Here is a 17,736-nt window from a genome sequence, read left to right as displayed (position 1 = left end):
CCTGCGGCCTCCCCTCGCGCCTCCTCGCGTGTCCTCGTGTCGGCTCACGTGATTCCAGCGCGGTTTCCGCGTGATTGCCGGCGGCGCGGCGCGCGCCGCGCGGGGGCGCTCCGCGGTATGTTCTCGTGACTTCATGGACGAGGCTCCCTTGCGCGCCGTGGTGATCGGGTCTGGCGTCGGCGGTGCTGCCGCGGCGCTCCTCCTTGCGCACGCCGGCATCCCGACCCTGCTCGTCGAGAGGGAGCGCCGCCCGGGTGGCTCCTCTGCTGCTTACGAGAGGGACGGGTTCCGTGTCGACACAGCCACGCACATGCTCGGCTGTGGCGAGCAGGGCCCGCTCGGCGACGTGCTCCGCCGCGTGGACCAGGGCGACGCGATCACCTTCCGGCAGGACGACGAGCCGGCGGCGCTCTGCTTCGCGGGCGCCCGCGCCGGGGCAGCGCGCGCTCGCCGCGTCGTCCTGCAAGCGGAGCTCCTCCGGCTCCCCGGGGCCGCCCTGAATCTCGCGCGCGGCCTCGACCTCACGCCGCTGGAGGCTGCGGGCGCCGCGCGTCTCTTCGCGCACGCGGCGGCGATGCGCGACGTCGATCTGGCGGCGTGCGACGACGTGACGGCCGAGGCGTACGTGGCCCGCTTCATCCCGCGCGCCGCGGCCGCCGCTCGGCTCGGCGGGCTGCTTGGCCTGCCGCTGCTGCTGCCAGGGACCGAGGCATCGGCGGGCGAGGCGCTGTTCTCCTTGCGCCGGCTCGCCCGCGCCGGCCGGCAGCGTTATCCCGAGGGCGGCGCGTCGCGGATCCCCGAGGTCTTCTGCCGCCTGGCCCGGGAGCTCGGCGCCGCCGTGTGGACGGGCACGACCGTGCGCCGCGTGCTGGTGCGCGATCGTCGCGTGCGCGGCGTCGAGCTCGAGGATGGAACGGTGCTCCCCGCGCGGATCGTGGTGAGCGCGGCCGGGCTCCAGCGCACGGTCTCGGGCCTCGTCGGCGAGCCGCACTTCCCCGACGCCTACGTGGCGCGCGTCCGTGCGATCACGCCGCGGCCGAGGCTGGTCGAGGTCAAGATCGGGCTGCGCAGGCGGCTCGTCGGGGCGGGCGCGCTCGCCGGTCTCGCCGGCGGCGCCGGCGCGCCGGCGCTCCCGTTCTACTGCCTCGCGCCGACGCGCTTCGACCCGTCGCTCGCGCCGCCCGGGTATGAGCTCCTCTGCGCGTGCGCCGTACCTGGTGGGAGCGGCGGCGCCTCGCGCGGTGGACCCGGCGCGACGGTCGACGAGCTCCTGCGCGCGCTGTCGGCGGCGGTGCCCGGCCTGCTCTCCCAGGCGATCTTCATCGACGGATCCCCAGCGGACGGAGGTCGAGAGGCGTGCGCTCCTGGCGGCGAGAGCGCGGCGGGGACAGCGCAGACGCCGGGCCAGGTCGGCCGCGCGCGGCCGGCGGTGTACACGCCCGTGCGGGGGCTGTACCTCGCAGGGCGCGCCGCCGGAGGGCGCGGCGCGGGGATGGATCTCGCCGCCTCGAGCGCGATGGAGTGCGTCGACCGCATCCTCGTCGATCTCGGCCGCGATCCCGGCGCGCCCGCGCCGCCCGCGCTGATCGACATCGCCGGCGATCTGCTCGGGCGCGCCGCGGGCTCCTCCGTATCGTGGCTCACCCGCCCCCGCTAGAGCGACGGTCACCCGCTTCGGATACGGGCCCATCTCGACGTTTTCGGTGCTCAGCGCACTGGAGTGCGCTTGCGCGCCGAAAACGCCGATCTGGGCCCGTCTCCTGTGCGGGTGACCGTCGCTCTGCTGTTTCCTGTGTGGGGGAGAGCGTCGCTCTGCTGTTTCCTGTGCGGGGGAGAGCGTCGCTCTGCTGTTTCCTGTGTGGGGGAGAGCGTCGCTCTGAGCTGTAGGGGGCAGAGGTGGGCGGAAAACGCTCTGGCCCGCGCTTCAGCGCGTGGTCGTGCTGCCGCGATTGCCCCGCGCGAGCGCGTCGAGCGGCAGCTTCTGATCCTCGAACACGGCGTCGAGCTCCTCGCTGCCCCGCTCTCGCACGCCTGAGCGCGGCGACAGCTCGGGGCGCACCGAGGACGCCGGGGCCATCCGCGCCGACAGGGGGGCCATCGTCTTGATCGACGGCGGGGGCTCGGCGCTCGGGAGCATGCCGGGCGGGACGGAGCGGACGGAGGGAGGCGAATTCGCCATCGCGCGCAGGGACGGCGGGCTCGGCAGGCTGCGCCTGGAGGAGGGCGGCCCAGCTTGCCCGCTCGACGGCATCGGCGTGGGCCGGCGCGCCGCAGGGCCCCCCGGCAGAGGGCGCGACGAGGGGACCGGCGGCGCGCTCGGCTGCGCGCGCGTCGACGGAGGTGCACCCGACAGGAGCTGTGAGCGCATCGACGGGGGCGGGCTCGACAAGGGCTCGGGGCGCGACGACGGGGGCAGGCTCGACAGGCGGCCGCTCGCGGCGGTCTCCGCGTGCGCATGCGCAGGGCTCGAGAACGGGCGGGCGGAGGGCGGCGGTGTCGATTGCGACCCGCCCGGCGCGTAAGCGCTGGGCTGCGTGCGCGCCAGCGGCGGCGCCGAGGGCACCGACGGCGGGGAGCGGAACGACGGCGGCGCGCTCGACGGGGGCACCGGGGTGAGCGCGTGGCTCGCGAGGGGCGCCCGGGCCGACGGCGGGGCTGCGGAGCGCGCCGAGGGCGGCGGCAGCGTGCTGTGGCTCGTTGACGTCTCGCGGACCCGCGGCGCGAGGCGGGGATCGGCGCTCGCGCCTGCCCTCTGCTGTGCGCGCGAGTCCCCGCCCGAGGACCCCTTGGAGCCGAAGGTCTCGCTGCGCTGCGCCCCGATCATCGTGTAGCGCCCGCCGCCCTCGTCGCGCCGCCCCGTGTCGCGCTGCGCGTTCATCTCGCGCGTCTCGCGCAGCGCGCCGTTCAGCATCGCTTCGAGCTCTCGCTCGCTGACCTCCTCGTCGAGCCGAAGCAACGTCGAGTGGACGTCCCGGGCGAGCGCCTCGAAATCGGCCGGATCCCTTGCGTAGACGCTGTTGGACAGGAGGATCGCGAGCGGCCGCCGCTCGGCGGCGATCGTCGCGGCGGTGGCCGCATCGCAACGGTGCAGGAGCACCCCGCAGCCCGGCGCCACCGCGAGGCACAGGCTGAAAAGCGCCGGCCACGCGGGATCAAGGACCACAAGAATGCTGGGCACATGAAGCGGGGTTGCGGTGATCTGCGCGCGACGGTCCATGGCAGCCCGAGGATAAACGAAACTGCCGGAGCGATCGTAGTTCTCTTTCTCTGAATCGGTCATTTTTACTCTGCTTGTACGTTCTGCGATGAGGCCAGAGGCGTCGATCTCCTACAGCTCTATTGCGTGTGCGCCATTCGTTGCGGCGTCGCGTCATCACGTCGTCGCGTCGTCGCGTCGTCGCGTCGTCGCGTCATGGCGTCACGGCGTCGTCGTCGTGACATCGACCTTTCGGCTCCCGCGTCCACCCCGTCCACCCAGCGCGCGTCCTGCACCGGGCGGGCGCGAGCGCCGCGCGACCCCCGCCGGGATGAGCGGCGGAGGGCGCGCGGCGCGGCAACGCCGGTGTCGCGGTGGGCGCCGTGGGCTCGGTGGACGCCGGGAGATGACGTGGTGCGATGCCTGCGCGGCGCCGCCTCGCTCCGCGGCGCCGCGATCACAGCCCGGTGTAGATGGTGGCGAAGGAGGCCGCCTCGCCGCGGAGGAGCAGGCTGAGCCGCGGGTTCGGCACCTTGAAGGTGTGAATCTTGGCGTTCCGCACGTCGAGCACCGCGAAGGCGCCGCCCGGCGTGCTCTCTGCGAGCCCGTTCATGAGCAGGTTCAGCACGACCGAGACACGCTTGGACGACAGGGGCTCCCCGCGGAAATACATCTTGATGACATGCGGCGTCCCATCGATGACGAGCCCGAGCTCCGGGTTGACGTTGATCTCGAGATCGCCGAGGCGATACGTCGACGCCGGCGGCTCGAACCACGTCATCTTCGTCGAGGCGAGGAACTTGCGATATCCGTTCACCACCGACGGGTAGATGCGGCGGCGCCGCTCGTCGTGCTGCGCGGCGAGGAAGCCGTCGAGCACGCTGGTGGGCTTTCCGCTCCTGTGCATGTCGACGATCGCCTCTCGCACCTGCCTGTAAAAGTCCGTGTGGAGCTCGTCCTTCCGCTCCTTGAACTCCCTGACGCCCGTCAGCTTGGGCGTCCCGGCCTTGAGAACGAAGTCGACAAAGTACGTGAGCGAGATCTTTTCCATGAAGTCTCCTCCAAAACGAAGCATTCCGGCGCGCCATTTACACGCTCATGCGAGAGACACGCCGTCGCGCCGCGTCCTTGATGTCTACCATGGATAGTCATCTTCGACCCGTCGGGAAAGGGATCGATCGGACGGACATTGTCCCAACCTGTCAGGGGCGGACGGCGGGGGCTGTGGCCGGAAAAACTATAGTAATTACGGTTGGTTGCATTGTCTGGTAGGCGCCGGTTCACCCTGCGGCGCGGGGTTCCGCTAGGCTGCCCGAATGGCCATGACGAGAAGAGGCTTGCGCGGCGATGGTAATCGACAGAATCCAGCTGTTGTCCAGGGGATGTCCTGTGGAGAACTCCTGTGGAAAACTGGAGAGGCGGGGGCGTTATCGAGGTGTCGACCCGGTCGGACATGGTCTGTCATAACCACGCCCTCTTCGGCGCTTGACGCCGCTCGCGGGCGGGGGACGGCGCCGGACGCTCCCCCTCGCGCAGGCGGATCGGCCGAGGGGCCTCGGTCTGGAGGGGGCGTCGATGAGCGACGTCAGGCCCGAGCGCGCGGGGGATGAAGCGGGGATACGCGCCGTTCACCTCGCGGCGTTTCCCTCGGCGCTCGAGGCGGATCTCGTGGACAGGCTGCGGGACGCGGGGCGCGCGGCCGTGTCGCTCGTCGCGGAGACGGACGCGGGCATCGTCGGACATGTCCTGTTCAGCCCCGTGACGATCGCCGGCGACGGCGTCCCCGGCAAAGGCGTCGGCCTCGCGCCGCTCGCGGTCTCGCCTGGGCTGGAGGGCCGCGGCATCGGCTCTTCGCTGGCGCGACGGGGGATCGCGGCGTGCAGGGACGCCGGCTTCGCGTTCGCCGTCGTCCTCGGATCGCCCGAGTACTACGCGCGGTTCGGGTTCAAGAAGGCAAGCCTGTACGGCCTCGGCAACGAGTACGCGGCGGACGAGGCGTTCATGGCGATCGAGCTCGCGCACGGGGCGCTGGAGCGCGCCCGAGGCGTGGTCATCTACAGCCCCGAGTTCGCCGTCTTCGCGACCTGAGCCCGGGTCCGGCGTCTTCACGACCCGATCTCGCGTCCTCTCCGCCAGATCGCCTTGCCCGTCACGACGGCGGCTCCACCCGCGCGCTCCGCGATCCGCCGCCGACCAGGTGACGATCGGGCTTGCTAACATACATTTGTGAATGTATATGACGTGGGTGCGACGGACGAAGGAGGAAGCAGCGGCGACCCGCGAGCAGATCCTCGACGCGGCGCTGCGCGTCTTCAGCCGCAGGGGATACTCGGCGGCGACGCTGCAGGACGTCGCGGCGGAAGCCGGGCTGACGCGGGGCGCGGTCTACTGGCACTTCAAGGGCAAGGTGGAGCTCTACTCGGCGCTGATCGGCGAGCGCTGCGCCAAGGCGAACGAGGTCTTCGCCGAGGCGCTGTCGCCCCGGTACTCGCCGCTCGAATCGATCGAGCGCCTGCTCACGCGATCGCTCGAGTACCTGGAGGAAGATCCGGAGTACCGCGCGGTCCTCTCGATCACGCTGTTCAAGACCGAGCTCACGCCCGAGCTCGAGCCAGGATTCCAGCAGAAGATCGCGAGCGCGCGCCGCCTGGTCGACATGGTCGCCGACCTCGTGCGCAAGGGCATCGCGGCCGGCCAGATCGACCGCGCCACGGACCCGAGGGCCGCCGCCCTCGCGGCCGTCAGCCTCGTGCACGGAGCGACCGCGCTGCACCTCATGGACCCGAAGGTGCTGGAGTCGAGGGCCGTCGTGCGCCGCATGGTCGCGACGTTCCTGCGCGGGCTCCGGCGCTGAGGGCGTTTTTTGTGTCGATTTACATACATCCGTGAATGTTTGCTGGAGGTGAGGTCATGTTCCTCAGGGAGTACTGGTATGTTGCCTGTGCGTCCTCGCAGCTCGGGGATGCCCCTCGAGCGGTCCGGGTCCTCGATCGGGACATCGTCGTATTTCGCGGAGGCGGCCGCCGTCCCCGCGCGCTCGCGGATCGCTGCTGCCACCGCGGCGTCAAGCTGTCTCTCGGGCGCGTGACCCAGGGAGCGCTGGCGTGCGGATACCACGGCTGGAGATACAGCGGCGGCGGCGAATGCGTGCACATCCCGTCGCTCGCGGGGGGCAGGCGCATCCCCGAGAGGTGCGGTGTCCCCGCGTTCCCGTGCGCGGAGCAGGACGGGTATGTGTGGGTCTGGCTCGGCGAGGGCCACGGCGGAGCGCCGCCGCCCGCGCCGAGCATCGACGGCTTCGCGGCGCACCGCTGGGATCAGGGCTCGGTGGAGCTCGGGTGCTCCGCCATCAAAGGCCTGGAGAACAACCTCGACTGGTGTCATCCAGCGTTTGCGCACCCGTGGACTCACTGGCAGTTCTACACCGCGCTCTTTCGTGGCCTGCGCGAGGAGCTCCTCGAGCTGCGGCCGACGCCCGACGGGATGACGCTGCGCGGGCCGGTCCCCGAGGACGGCGGCGCGCCCGGGCAGCGGTCGCTGCAGACGCTGCTCTCGTTCAAGCTCCCCGACCGCGTCGAGGTGCGCTCGCTGGGAGGCCCCTCGCGCCGGATCGTCCTGCACTTCGTCCCGACCGCGCCCGATCGGTGCCGCCTGGAGTGGATGATCGCGAGGGCGTTGCCCTTCGGGGCGCGCGTGCGCTTTCGCCAGGAAGAGCCGGCGATCCTCCGGCAGGACCGGCTCCTCCTGGAGAGCGCGGAGCTCGCCTGCGCGGAACCGGGGGCCCTCCGCGAGCACCACGTCGAGGCGGACGCGCCAGCGCTGCTCCTGCGCCGCATCCTCGAGTCGGCGGCGCGCGGCGAATGGGAGCAGAGGCGAGCGAGCCTGCCGGAGCGGCGGGTGATCCGCGTGATGGCATGATGGCCCGTCCGCGCAGGCTCCAGGCCTGGAAGACCGAGCTCTAGCGGCGCTGTGTGGGAGGGCGGGCGGGGTCCGGCGCACGAGGCGCGGCAGTCTTGCGGCGCCGCGCGGCGGACGGGAGGCGTCCGGCTCAGGGGGACGCGGCGGACCGATCGGGCGCTGTCGCCGCGCGCCATGCGGCGGTCGCATCCAGACCGTGCTCGCCGAAGCGAGGGACGTAGTCCCGCTCCACGGCGCGCTCGAGGATCTCGCCGTACCGAGCGGGCGGCATCAGGCCCCAGGCGCGGTCGTCGTCGGAGATCGCCGCGCGCCTCGCGCCGCCAGGGGGCATGTAGCTCCTGCGCAGCCGCGTGAACATGGCGTGGAGCTCGCGCTCCACCAGCTGCCTCACGGCCGGCGCGCACGGCTGCTCGAGCAGGTAACGGAGCAGCGTCCAGCCGAAGTCGCGGTGCCGCACCTCGTCGCGCAGGATGCGGTCGAGCGCCCGGCGCGCGACCGGCACGGTGCACCCCTCGCGGAGCACCTTGAAGAGCGGGACCGCGACCGTCTCTCCCAGGCAGAACACCTCCACGCCCGCCCGGGCGACGGCCACCTCGAGCGCCTCGTCTCCGTTGCTCCTGAGCCCGAGCGTCTCGCGGCGGAGCGCCGGCAAGGCGCCGCCGCCCGCGCGGGCGTGGACGCGATGGCTGAGGCGCGCGTGCGCGAGCTCGTCCTTGACGATGCGGAGGCCGTCGTCGATGAGATCCGGCGATGCGCCCATCTGGATCAGCCAGAGCGTGAGGTGCTGTGTGATCGCCGCCGAGCGGTACTCGGCCTCGACGCGCCGCCCCCACTCGGCGCGCACCGCGTCGCTCGCGGGCGGGAGGGGGGCGCGCTGCCCGCGCGGCGCCTCTGCGTCAGCGGCGCTGTCCTGCTCTGCGTCGGGGGCGTCCTTCATGGGATCACGCTAGGCGGGGAGTCCGGGGGCGGCAAGGCGGGAGACGGGCGCTCGCCGCCCCTGGAGGCGCTCACGGCGACGCGCTCGGGCGCCCGCCGGGCGGCGCGCACACCTTCACCGTCGAGCCGCACGCGTCACAGGCCTGCTTGTAACAGGGGTTGATGACGAGTTCCTGGCAGCGCGTCCCCCCCGGACACGCCTCGTCGACCTCGCAACCCTGGCTCGGGAAGCAGCCCGCCTGGGCCAGCACGGGTGTCTCCGAGGCGTCGCCGCAGCCTGGCGTGAGCCAGCGACACGCCGGCCCGAGGTTGGCGCACGCGTCCTCGGTGGCGGCCGTGAGGCAGACCTCAGGGGGCGGCGGGTTGCAGAAGATCTCGGCTACCTGCCAGCTCCAGGTGTCCTTTTGCTGAACGCACTCGGCCTGGGTCGGCATCGGGCCGCAGCCGGTCATCATCTCGTAGGGGCAAGGCCCGGTCCCTCCCTCGCAGAGGTCCCCGTCGGACGGCATCTTCTCGGGACACACAGGCGCCGGCGGGTTGCACGTCGGCACGACCGTCTCGGTCCACGTGCCGTCGTCACCGCACGTCACCGTCGAGGGGCAACTCAAGGCGGGCGCGGCGTCCTCGTAGGGGCACCTCATCCCGGGCTGCACGCAGGCGCTGCCGGCCGCCGGCTTCTCCGGGGGGCACTCGAGCGGCGGCGGGTTGCAGGCCGGCGCGATCGGCTCGGACCACGTGCCGTCGTCACCGCACGTCACCGTCGACGGGCAACCGGTGGGCAGCGGCTCGTCATAGTTGCAGTTCATCCCGGGCTGCGCGCACGCGCTGCCGGCCGCCGGCAGCGCCGGCGGGCACTCCGGCGGCGGAGGCGGGTTGCACGTCGCCGTGGGCGCCTGCTCCCACACACCGTCCGAACACGTGTAGTCGATGGGGCGGCCGCACCCGTCGTCGCCATAGCCGCACGAGAGATCGTCCACCTCGCAGCTCGATCCGACCGCGGGCGCCGACTCCGGACAGCTGCCGTCGCTCACCGTGGGAGTGCACCCCGGTAAGGCCATCGCGCCCGTGAGCGAGGCCGCCGCGGCGACGGTCACGATGAACGGCGCCTTCAGCACCTTTCGCTTCTTCTGCATGGCCATGGTTCGATCCGTCCTTTCTCTGGCACAGGTTGGCGCAAGGTTGCGTCCTCGCGCGCTCCGAGGCCGGGTCGAGCAAGCAAGGTGCCAGGGCCATCGATGGCCGAGCTCGGGGTCGTGATGGATGCCAGCAGGAAAGGAAAATGGCAGTCGTGGTGCGTCTCGTCGCGGTGCACAGGGGAGCGCGCGGGCGCCCTCCCGCTCGGGTCATGAGCCGACTCAGCGGCACGCGCCGATCTGCACGTCGTCGATGTTCCAGCCCGACATGGGCGCGCCGCCGAAGGCGATGACGGCGCTGTAGCCGAACCGCACCCTCAAGGTCGAGCTCTTGTAGGGCGTGAGGTCGTAGGTGACGCGCTTCCATCCGGACTCGGTGACATCGTCGTGCGGAGACTCGTAGACGATCCGCCAGCGCGATCCGTCGAAGACCTCGACGCGGGCCTTGTTGCGGTAGGTCGTGTTCAGCCATCGCCAGAACGACAGCGTGACTCGCCCGCTCACGAGCGCGTCGACGGCGGGGCTCGTCAGGTAGCGCTGCGGGTGCGGTGCGGTGACGCTCGGGCTGCCGCCGAGCACCACGCCCGCCACGCCGTTGTCGCCGGCCTCGGTGTGATCGCTCGCCGGATCGGGGAACCCCGCGCGCTGGTCGCTCGACGCCCTCGCCGGCCCGATCTCCCACCCCGCCGCGAGGCTCCACCGGGTCGCGTTGTCCGCGAAGGCCTCCGTGAAGAGGACCCGCGCGGAGCACGGGGCGCTCGGGTCGACGTTCCCGGGGGCGCCGCGGAACGCCGTCGGAGAGGCCGCCGCCCAGTCCAGCGAAAGAGACCCGTCCCCGTCCGCGAGCCATGGCGCGTCCGCCGGGCCGGCGGTGCACGCGGCCGCGGCGAGGCCGCACAGGACCGCGGCCCGCCCAATCCACCTCTTCATGATCGCTCCTACGAACGTTCAATGCCGGAGGCGCAGACACCCTTCCGCAGGGCCGTCGCGCGGCACCGAGAGCACGTGTTTGTAGGCCTGAAACAGGGCGGCGGATAGGCCATGTGAGCGGCGCCCGATGCGGTGAGATCGGCGTCGCGCGCCCTCCGACGACAGCCGAGCTCCTGCGTCGCACGGACGAGCTCGATCGCGCGTCCATCGCGACGCGCGACGGCGCCGCGCGGCCATCGCCGCGCGACGACGGCGCGCTACGCCCCGCGCCGGCGGGCGCGCTCGCGCGACGGACGGATCACCGGGGCGCGGCCGTCATCGGGGCGTGGCCGCGGGCGGCGGGGACAGCGGGATCGGCCGCTGCAAGATCGCCTGACGGCTCGTCACGTCGCTGAGCATCAGCGTGAGCATCAGGCCGACGAGGAGCGCCGCCACGATCATGGGGAGGGCGTTCGTGAAGCGCTGCTCGATGAGGTGCATGAAGAAGAGCAGCACGAGCAGCGTCTTCGCCGTGGCGATGAGCAGCGCCGCGACGACGTCGGCCTCGCCGAGGTGGGCCAGCGAGAGGAGGTACGACGCCAGCGTCAGCCCCATGAGGAGGAGCCAGACGATCACGTAGGTCCGCGAGGAGAGGTGCTTGACGGTCATGGGCGCAACGTGCCGTTAGCGGTGCATCAGTGCATCAGGTAGAGCATCGGCCAGAGGAATATCCAGATCACGTCGACCAGGTGCCAGTAGAGGCCGCCGAGCTCGATGTGCGTGTCGTTGCCCGCGCCGTACCGGCGCCGGAAGCACCCCCACGTGAGCCAGCCGAGGACCACGAGCCCCGCCGTGACGTGGATGGCGTGGAGCCCTGTCGTCAGGAAATAGAGGGTGAAGAACATCTTCGCGCCGGCCTGCGGGAGCTCCTCGAAGCGGTAGGCCGAGCCGGGGAAGATCCCCTCGTGGAAGTGCTGGGTGTACTCGACGCCCTTCAGCACGAGGAAGGCGAGGCCGAGCGCGATGGCGCCGAGCAGGAGGCGGCCGGCCATCGTGGGCCGGTCGAGGCGCACGGCATAGACGCTCAGCGCGACGAGCAGGCTGCTCGTCAGGAGGATCGCGGTGTTCGAGGTCCCGATGACGGCGTTGTTGTGCGCGACGCCGGCGCTGAACTCGTGGCCGAAGACCGCGCGGTAGGAGGCGTAGAGGGCGAAGAGCCCGGCGAAGAGCAGGATCTCGCTGGCGAGGAAGATCCACATGCCGAAATGCGCGGCGTGGGTCTGCTTCTCGAGATCCTCGAACTGCATGGCCAGCCGCGCCGGCGCGAGCTGCTCAGCGGGCGGTTGAGACTCGGGCATGGGCTTCCTCTTCGGTCAGGTGGTAATCGTACGGGCCGCGATCGATGACCGGCGTCACAGGGAAGTTGTGCTCCGGCGGGATGCGCGGCGTCATCCACTCGTAGCTCCGGGACCTCCATGGATTGGCGCTGGCGCGCGGCCCCCAGCGCAGGGCGATGAGGAGGTTGAGCAGCGCGAGCACGAGCGCGCCCGCGAGCAGGTAGGCCCCGCCCGTCGAGAGCACGTTCAGCCACTGGTACTGCGCCGGATAGCTGTAATAGCGGCGCGGCATCCCGGCGTTGCCCGCCAGGAACTGGGGGAGGAACGTCAGGATGAACCCAAGGAACACCCCGAACGAGGTGAGCAGCCCCATCGACTCCGAGTAGGCGCGGCCGAACATCTTGGGGAACCAGTAGTGCGCCGCCGCGAGGAACGCTGTGAGCGTGCCGCCCACCATGATGAAATGGAAGTGGGCGACGACGAAATAGGTGTCGTGCCAGTGGACGTCGAGCGACTGCGTGGCCACGGCGACGCCCGTCATGCCGCCGAAGACGAAGAGGAACAGGAACCAGAAGAAATAGAGCATCGGGGTGTTGAACTGGATGGCACCCCTGTGCAGCGTCGCCACCCAGGTGAAGACCTTGATGGCGGAGAAGATGGCGATGAACATCGAGAACGCGCCGAAGATCCCGGCGTCGAGCTCGCTCATCCCGGCCACGAACATGTGGTGCCCCCACCCCGCGAACCCGATCAGCGCGATGCCGAACGACGAGAGGGCGATCGCCCAGTAGGACGCCGGCTGCCGCTGCGCGAAGGTGCAGACCACCTCGCTGATGACCCCGAGCGCCGGGAGCACCATGATGTAGACGGCAGGATGGGAGTAGAACCAGAACAGGTGCTGGAACAGCACGGGATCGCCGCCGAGCGTCGGATCGAAGACGCCGAAATGGTAGACGTGGTCCAGCCCGACGAGCAGGATCGTCAGGCCGAGGACGGGCGTCGCGAGCAGCATGATGATGCTCGTGCTGTAGATGGCCCACACGAAGAGCGGCACTCGCCCCCAGCTGATCCCGCGGGCCCGCATCGTGTGGGTCGTGGCGATGAAGTTCACCGCCGTCATGATCGACGAGACGCCGAGGATGAAGATGCCGATCACGACCGGAAGGACGCCCGCGGGCGTGGTCGTGCTGTACGGCGGGTAGAACGTCCAGCCGGTGTCGGCGCCCCCGGCGATCGTCGCCGCCAGCGTGACGACGGCGCCGATCGCGTAGACGTAGAGGCTCGCCAGGTTGAGGCGCGGGAAGGCGAGATCCTTGGCGCCGATCATGAGCGGGAGGACGAAGTTCCCGAAGATGTTCGGGATCGACGGGATCATGAAGAGCCAGACCATGACCACGCCGTGGAGCGTGAACATGCGGTTGTAGATCGCCGCGCTGATCACGGTGGGCCCGGGGGTCAGGAGCTCGGTCCGGAGGACCAGCGCGAAGGCGCCGCCGAGCAGGAGCATCAGCACCACGAGCACGTAGAACATGACGCCGATGCGCTTGTGATCGGTCGTGAGCAGCCACGATCGCACGCCCGCGCCGGCGCGGAGATAATCGACCTCGTGCGCGCCGTGGACGGGCGCTGTCCCCTCGACCTCGTGGGCCATCATGGCGCTACCCCCTCCGGCGTGACGCTGCTCCCGGGGACCCCGCCGTCCCACGGCACGTCGGGGCCGTGAGGGACGTCGCGAAGCGATTTCATGAGCTCGATGATCGCGGCGACGTCGGGCGGCGCGATCTGTCCGAGATAGGACGGCATGACCGGCGGGAACCCGCGGTGCAGCGCGGCGAGCGGATCCATGATCGACTCCGTGATGTAGGCCTCGTCGGCGACGCGCTCGCCGCCGGACTCGAGCGGTACGACGGCGCGGTAGAGCCCGGCCCAGCTCGGGCCGACGTGCGGTGTTCCGTCGAGGGTGTGGCAGCGGAGGCAGCCGTGCTTCGCGGCGGCGAGCTCGCCGCGGCTCGGCATCGTCGGCTCCGCCTCGGCGAGCTCGTTCTCCGCCTCGGCGGCGGCCTTCTGCGCGAACGCCGGGGCGCTCGCCAGGCCGCCCGCGAGCCAGCGCTCGTAGTCGACCGGGGAGAGCGCGATCACCTGGCCGCGCATCTCGGAGTGGCTCGTGCCGCAGAACTCCGCGCACAGGATGGGGTAAGCGCCGGGCTCGTTCGCCTCGAACCAGGCCGTGGTGTACCGACCAGGGATGACGTCCTGCTTGATGCGGAACGCGGGCACGTAGAAGCTGTGGATGACGTCGCGCGACGTCATGATGAGCCGGACCGGCCTGTGCGCTGGGACGTAGAGCACCGAGATCTCGCGGTCTCCCCCCGGATAACCGAACTTCCACATCCACTGCTTGCCCGTGACATAGACGTCGAGCGCGTCGTCCGGCGCCGTGCGCAGGTCGGCGAACTGGCGCGTGCCGATGGTCCAGAAGGTGAGGAAGAGGAAGCCCAGCGCGAAGAGCGACACCGTCTCGAGGAAGAGCGCCGGCCGGGCGAACGCCCCGGGGTGCGGCCGCGGCGTGTCCTGGGGCCGCCGGCGATAGCGGATCAGGAAATACCCGCCGATGAGCGTGATGAGGGCGGCGCCGCCCATCGTCACCAGGATGACGAAGTAGTGCAGCCCGTCGATCTCGCGGGCCAGCGAGGAGCGCTGCTCGGGCAAGAAGAGCAGCTGGCGCAGCAGCTCGTTCATCGCGCGCGCTCCAGTCTCCTGCGCCGCCGCCCTTGCCAGCCGAAGAAGGCGACCACCGCGGCGACCCAGGCCAGGATGGCGGCCCCGCCGAGCCTCAGGAAGCCGGCCACATAAGGGCCGTACCGGCGGCTCGCGGGGTCGTAGCGATAACACGTCATGAGCACGCGCTCGAGCGGGGTGCCTATCTGCCCCCGGCTCGCCTCGAGGAGCGAGAGGCGGAGATCGAGGGGGGAGAACTCGATGCCATAGAGGATCCGTGAGATGCGGCCCTGCGGCGTGAGGACGAAGACGGCGGCGGGGTGCGCGTACTGCTCCGTCTGGGGGTCGTACGCGAACCGGAAGCCGAGATCGCCGGCGAGCGCGCGGATCTCGGGCAGCGCGCCGGTCAGGAAGGGCCAGGTCTCCGGCGTCGGCGCGCCGGCAAGGCCGAGGGCCGACAGCGCGGCTGTCCTCTTCCGCGCCGCCGTGGCCGGGGTGTCCCGCGGATCGAAGCTCACCGTGAGCGCGCGGTAGTCCTCGCCCAGCCGGTAATCGAGCTTCGCCATGCCGGCGACCAGGCCGCGCAGCACGAGGCCGCAGAGCGTCGGGCAGCGGTAATAGGCGAGGACCAGGAGGACGGGCCGCCGCCCGTCGAAGTGCTCGGCGAGCGGGGCGCGCCGCCCGTCCATGTCGGTGAAGGGGAGCGCCGTGTCGATGGCGCTCCCGAGGCGCTCCTCGATGTCGGCCTCGCGCGCGGCGGGCGGGAGCGACGGCGGATCGGCGGCGGCCGCGACCGGCGCGCGCGCGAGCACGAGCGCGAGAAACGCCGTGGTGGACAGGTGTTGCATCCTCATCAGCGGCTCTCCTCCACGACGAGATTCATCGCGTCCTCGATCGGGATCTGCGCGAGCCCGCGGCTCTGGTCGACCCAGCCGAAGCGGCCGAGCTCCTCGCGCTTCCGGCGGTTCAGCGCCGTGCCGACGCCCTCTTCGCCCATCTCCTCGCGCCGGAAGATGCGCTGATCCACCCCGGCCACCTCGCCGCGCGGCAGGGAGATCTCACTGGCACGCTCGGCTCCCTTCCCCGCGGGGCGGAGCTCCGCCTCGCGCCCGCGCATGAGCATCCAGGCCCAGAGGCCCAGGACGATGAAGATCACGACGACGGCGAACGCGACGGCGAGGATCGTCTTCCACTGGACGACATCCTCTTCCTGGTGCACGTCGGGACGGCGATAGTTGGACGTCATACGCTCTCGTAGCGGAAGGCGGCCGGCAGCGCCGGGTCGTTGACGGGGACGAGCGGCTTGCCGCGCGCCCGCAGCACGGTGAACGCGACGCACGAGCCGACCACGGCGAGGAGCGCCGCCGCGTCGAGCCAGTGGAACGGCGCGCGAGCGCCGGGGGCCTCGGGCGCGACGAGCCAGTGCATGTCGAGGTAGTGCGCGACGAAGATCCAGGCGGCGACGGCCGACAGCCACGCCGGGCGCCGCTTGATCCTGTAGTTGAGCAGGATCACGAAGGGGATCACGAACCGCGTGAGCACGAGGACGACGGACATGACCGCCCACGGGCCGTGGGAGCGGAGGACGTAGAACTCCACCTCTGCTGGCTTGTTCCCGATCCATATCAGCAGGAGCTGGAAGAACGCGGCGTAGGCCCAGAAGATGGTGAACGCGAGGAGGAGCCGGCCGAGCGCGTAGTAGTGCGACTCGTTCAGCCCGGGCAGGAGCCCGGCGCGCTCGGCGGCGAACGCGAGCACCGTGAGCAGCGCGATCGCCGCGACGAAGCCGCCGGCGAACACGTAGACGGGGAACATCGTGGACACCCACGTCGGCGCGAGGGACATGAGCCAGTCGAAGGCCGCGAACGAGAGCGTGAGCGCGACGGGCGGCAGGCCGGCGACGCTGATCACGCGGAGACGCCGGCTGTCCGCGAGCGCCGGGTTCGCGTCGCCCGTCATCGAGCCGCGCCGGAGCAGGACGCCGAAGACGAGCCAGACAGCGAAGTAGAACCCCGTCCTCACGAGGAAGAACGGGAGGTTCAGGTAGGGCGTCTTGTGGAGCACGATGGCTCGGACGTGCTCCTCATGGATCGACTCGGGGTGGAGCCACTCGCCGTAGAGCGCGCCGAGGCCGAACAGGAGCGGGATGAACAGCGCGCAGAGGAGCGGCAGCGCCCCGACGATCGCCTCCGTGAGGCGGCGGACCGCCACCGGCCATGTCGCGTTCATGGCGTGGCAGGTCATGAGAAAGAGGAGCGCCCCGACCGCCGTGGTCACGGCGAAGGCGTAGGCCGCAAGGTACGCGTAGAAGAGCCGCTCCCGGTCCACGAACGCGCCGATGACGAGCAGCAGGGCGCCGAGGAGCGCGAGGCCGAGGGACCTCGACACGATCGCGCGGCCGCCCCGGAAGATGGGGAATCGCCGGTTCACTGGAGCTCCTTCCGGGCGCGCTCGCGGAGGGGTGGGGGGAGCGCGTCGAGCGCGGTGGCGCGGCTCTTCCCGAGTGCTTTCACATAGGCCACGATCGCCCAGCGCTCCATCAGCGGGATCTGCGTCTCGTACGAGCGCATGAGCCCGTAGCCCTCGACGATGACCCGGTAGATGCGGCCGGGAGGGAACGCCTGCACGCGCGCGTCGACGAGGGACGGCGGGCGCCGCAGCGTCATGTTGCGCGCGACCACCGAATCTCCATCTCCGGCGACCCCGTGGCAGGCGGCGCAGTGGATCTCGAAGCGCTCCTGCCCGTACCGGAGCAGCTCGATGGTCACCGGGGCCGGGATGCGCGCCACGTACGTTCCGCCCGTGAACCCGTGGGTGAGCCCGGGATCGCCGGTCACGCGGTCGTTCGGCACGGCGCCCGCCGGCGGGTGGCGCATGACCGAGCCGTCGTCGAAGAGGTCTGTCGGCTGGTAGGGCGCGAAGCGCCGCTGCCTGAGCATGCGCTCGAGATCCAGCAGGTCAACGTCGCCGGGCTCGGCGTCGGCCGTGGTCACCGGCGTGCACGAGAGGCAGAGCGCCGCGGCCAGGCAGGAGAGCGAGAGGAGCCGTCCGCGCGTCATGAGCGCTCCTTTCCGGCCCAGGCCACGGTGATGGCGCCGAGATCGGTGAGATCGCGCTCGGCGATGGGGCTGATGAGCGCTGGATCGCGGGCGTCGATGCCGACCCAGAACCGATCGATGGAGGCGCGCTCGAACCCGGGGACGTCGAACACCGGGTGCCAGAGCTCGGGCAGCCGGGCGAGGACGAGCAGCACGACGAACCCGGTGAGGGAGGACGTGAGCACCATCGTCTCGAAGGTGATCGGTATGAAGGCCGGGGCGGCGTGCGGCGGCCGCCCGCCCACGATGAGCGGGTAGTCGTACGCGTTGCAAAACCACTGGATGATGTAGCCTGCCGCGGTTCCCACGATCGCGAAGGGCAGGATGATCCAGTTGAGCGGCGAGCGGCGGAGTCCGAGCGCCTCATCGACGCCGCGGATGGGGTACGGCGTGAACGCGTCGAGCCGCCGGTATCCCCGGCTCCTGAGCTCCGCGATCGCCCGGAGCATCGCCTCGGGCGTCTCGAACTCGGCGAGCAGTCCTCTCCTCAT

Annotated in this window: 18 protein-coding genes; 4 read left to right on the top strand and 14 right to left on the bottom strand. The window is 71.1% G+C overall.

All coding sequences use genetic code 11. The features are described 5' to 3' along the window. The first annotated feature begins 157 nt into the window (after positions 1–157). On the top strand, positions 158–1,657 hold the full coding sequence (locus WMF29_RS24635) for a phytoene desaturase family protein (RefSeq protein WP_437322588.1): 1,500 nt from the start codon (positions 158–160) through the stop codon (positions 1,655–1,657). A gap of 267 nt (positions 1,658–1,924) precedes the next feature. Here the strand turns inward: WMF29_RS24635 and WMF29_RS24630 are convergent, their stop codons facing one another. Continuing rightward, positions 1,925–3,217, bottom strand: a complete 1,293-nt coding sequence (locus WMF29_RS24630; protein WP_437322587.1) for a hypothetical protein — start codon at positions 3,215–3,217, stop codon at positions 1,925–1,927. A 436-nt stretch (positions 3,218–3,653) separates the two neighbouring features. Then, positions 3,654–4,247, bottom strand: a complete 594-nt coding sequence (locus tag WMF29_RS24625; RefSeq protein ID WP_437322586.1) for a hypothetical protein — start codon at positions 4,245–4,247, stop codon at positions 3,654–3,656. A gap of 524 nt (positions 4,248–4,771) precedes the next feature. Between WMF29_RS24625 and WMF29_RS24620 the strand changes: the two genes are divergently transcribed. From WMF29_RS24620 to WMF29_RS24610, 3 genes are all read left to right on the top strand, one after another. Further along, on the top strand, positions 4,772–5,284 hold the full coding sequence (locus WMF29_RS24620) for a GNAT family N-acetyltransferase (protein WP_437322585.1): 513 nt from the start codon (positions 4,772–4,774) through the stop codon (positions 5,282–5,284). Between the two features lie 157 nt (positions 5,285–5,441). Next, positions 5,442–6,050 carry a TetR family transcriptional regulator gene (locus tag WMF29_RS24615; protein ID WP_437322584.1) on the top strand — a complete coding sequence of 203 codons (609 nt, stop codon included), beginning with the start codon at positions 5,442–5,444 and terminating at the stop codon, positions 6,048–6,050. 56 nt (positions 6,051–6,106) lie between these two features. Next, on the top strand, positions 6,107–7,114 hold the full coding sequence (locus WMF29_RS24610) for a Rieske 2Fe-2S domain-containing protein (protein ID WP_437322583.1): 1,008 nt from the start codon (positions 6,107–6,109) through the stop codon (positions 7,112–7,114). Positions 7,115–7,244: 130 nt separating this feature from the next. Here the strand turns inward: WMF29_RS24610 and WMF29_RS24605 are convergent, their stop codons facing one another. The 12 genes from WMF29_RS24605 to WMF29_RS24550 form a co-directional block, all read right to left on the bottom strand. Then, complete coding sequence (locus WMF29_RS24605) at positions 7,245–8,051, bottom strand: ferritin-like domain-containing protein (RefSeq protein ID WP_437322582.1); 807 nt, start codon at positions 8,049–8,051, stop codon at positions 7,245–7,247. A 70-nt stretch (positions 8,052–8,121) separates the two neighbouring features. Then, positions 8,122–9,189 (bottom strand): hypothetical protein, encoded by a 1,068-nt coding sequence (locus WMF29_RS24600; protein ID WP_437322581.1) that lies wholly within the window; start codon positions 9,187–9,189, stop codon positions 8,122–8,124. 216 nt (positions 9,190–9,405) lie between these two features. Beyond that, positions 9,406–10,113: a hypothetical protein gene (locus WMF29_RS24595; RefSeq protein WP_437322580.1), complete on the bottom strand. Its 708-nt coding sequence runs from the start codon at positions 10,111–10,113 to the stop codon at positions 9,406–9,408. A gap of 315 nt (positions 10,114–10,428) precedes the next feature. Continuing rightward, positions 10,429–10,761, bottom strand: a complete 333-nt coding sequence (locus WMF29_RS24590; protein ID WP_437322579.1) for a cytochrome C oxidase subunit IV family protein — start codon at positions 10,759–10,761, stop codon at positions 10,429–10,431. A gap of 26 nt (positions 10,762–10,787) precedes the next feature. Continuing rightward, the gene (locus WMF29_RS24585; RefSeq protein WP_437322578.1) at positions 10,788–11,450 is read right to left on the bottom strand and encodes a cytochrome c oxidase subunit 3; all 663 of its coding nucleotides are present in this window, start codon (positions 11,448–11,450) and stop codon (positions 10,788–10,790) included. Beyond that, positions 11,425–13,083 carry a cytochrome c oxidase subunit I gene (locus WMF29_RS24580; RefSeq protein WP_437322577.1) on the bottom strand — a complete coding sequence of 553 codons (1,659 nt, stop codon included), beginning with the start codon at positions 13,081–13,083 and terminating at the stop codon, positions 11,425–11,427. Before WMF29_RS24580 ends, WMF29_RS24585 begins: the two co-directional genes overlap by 26 nt. Next, the gene (gene coxB, locus WMF29_RS24575; RefSeq protein WP_437322576.1) at positions 13,080–14,168 is read right to left on the bottom strand and encodes a cytochrome c oxidase subunit II; all 1,089 of its coding nucleotides are present in this window, start codon (positions 14,166–14,168) and stop codon (positions 13,080–13,082) included. The genes WMF29_RS24580 and coxB overlap by 4 nt, the downstream gene beginning before the upstream one ends. Beyond that, a complete protein-coding gene (locus WMF29_RS24570; protein ID WP_437322575.1) occupies positions 14,165–15,001 on the bottom strand; it encodes an SCO family protein in 837 nt (278 codons plus the stop codon). Before WMF29_RS24570 ends, coxB begins: the two co-directional genes overlap by 4 nt. After that, the gene (locus WMF29_RS24565; RefSeq protein WP_437322574.1) at positions 15,001–15,393 is read right to left on the bottom strand and encodes a hypothetical protein; all 393 of its coding nucleotides are present in this window, start codon (positions 15,391–15,393) and stop codon (positions 15,001–15,003) included. The genes WMF29_RS24570 and WMF29_RS24565 overlap by 1 nt, the downstream gene beginning before the upstream one ends. Continuing rightward, complete coding sequence (locus WMF29_RS24560) at positions 15,390–16,577, bottom strand: hypothetical protein (RefSeq protein ID WP_437322573.1); 1,188 nt, start codon at positions 16,575–16,577, stop codon at positions 15,390–15,392. The genes WMF29_RS24565 and WMF29_RS24560 overlap by 4 nt, the downstream gene beginning before the upstream one ends. After that, a complete protein-coding gene (locus WMF29_RS24555; protein WP_437322572.1) occupies positions 16,574–17,206 on the bottom strand; it encodes a c-type cytochrome in 633 nt (210 codons plus the stop codon). Before WMF29_RS24555 ends, WMF29_RS24560 begins: the two co-directional genes overlap by 4 nt. Next, entirely contained in the window at positions 17,203–17,736 is a 534-nt protein-coding gene (locus WMF29_RS24550) for a DUF3341 domain-containing protein (protein ID WP_437322571.1), read from the bottom strand. Before WMF29_RS24550 ends, WMF29_RS24555 begins: the two co-directional genes overlap by 4 nt.

Source organism: Sorangium sp. So ce381 (genome assembly GCF_051473845.1).
Classification (GTDB): Bacteria; Myxococcota_A; Polyangia; order Polyangiales; family Polyangiaceae; genus Sorangium; species Sorangium atrum.
Note: the sequence above shows the minus strand (reverse complement) of the source record. Positions and strands in the feature narration are given on the sequence as shown.

Excerpts from the sequence above, each read along its gene's own strand:
- WMF29_RS24550 (WP_437322571.1), bottom strand. The coding sequence starts at position 17,736 with ATGAGGAGAGGACTGCTCGCCGAGTTCGAGACGCCCGAGGCGATGCTC.
- coxB (WP_437322576.1), bottom strand. The coding sequence starts at position 14,168 with ATGAACGAGCTGCTGCGCCAGCTGCTCTTCTTGCCCGAGCAGCGCTCC.
- WMF29_RS24605 (WP_437322582.1), bottom strand. The coding sequence starts at position 8,051 with ATGAAGGACGCCCCCGACGCAGAGCAGGACAGCGCCGCTGACGCAGAG.
- WMF29_RS24580 (WP_437322577.1), bottom strand. The coding sequence starts at position 13,083 with ATGATGGCCCACGAGGTCGAGGGGACAGCGCCCGTCCACGGCGCGCAC.
- WMF29_RS24610 (WP_437322583.1), top strand. The coding sequence starts at position 6,107 with ATGTTCCTCAGGGAGTACTGGTATGTTGCCTGTGCGTCCTCGCAGCTC.
- WMF29_RS24555 (WP_437322572.1), bottom strand. The coding sequence starts at position 17,206 with ATGACGCGCGGACGGCTCCTCTCGCTCTCCTGCCTGGCCGCGGCGCTC.
- WMF29_RS24625 (WP_437322586.1), bottom strand. The coding sequence starts at position 4,247 with ATGGAAAAGATCTCGCTCACGTACTTTGTCGACTTCGTTCTCAAGGCC.
- WMF29_RS24595 (WP_437322580.1), bottom strand. The coding sequence starts at position 10,113 with ATGAAGAGGTGGATTGGGCGGGCCGCGGTCCTGTGCGGCCTCGCCGCG.
- WMF29_RS24585 (WP_437322578.1), bottom strand. The coding sequence starts at position 11,450 with ATGCCCGAGTCTCAACCGCCCGCTGAGCAGCTCGCGCCGGCGCGGCTG.
- WMF29_RS24600 (WP_437322581.1), bottom strand. The coding sequence starts at position 9,189 with ATGGCCATGCAGAAGAAGCGAAAGGTGCTGAAGGCGCCGTTCATCGTG.
- WMF29_RS24630 (WP_437322587.1), bottom strand. The coding sequence starts at position 3,217 with ATGGACCGTCGCGCGCAGATCACCGCAACCCCGCTTCATGTGCCCAGC.
- WMF29_RS24590 (WP_437322579.1), bottom strand. The coding sequence starts at position 10,761 with ATGACCGTCAAGCACCTCTCCTCGCGGACCTACGTGATCGTCTGGCTC.
- WMF29_RS24565 (WP_437322574.1), bottom strand. The coding sequence starts at position 15,393 with ATGACGTCCAACTATCGCCGTCCCGACGTGCACCAGGAAGAGGATGTC.
- WMF29_RS24570 (WP_437322575.1), bottom strand. The coding sequence starts at position 15,001 with ATGAGGATGCAACACCTGTCCACCACGGCGTTTCTCGCGCTCGTGCTC.
- WMF29_RS24620 (WP_437322585.1), top strand. The coding sequence starts at position 4,772 with ATGAGCGACGTCAGGCCCGAGCGCGCGGGGGATGAAGCGGGGATACGC.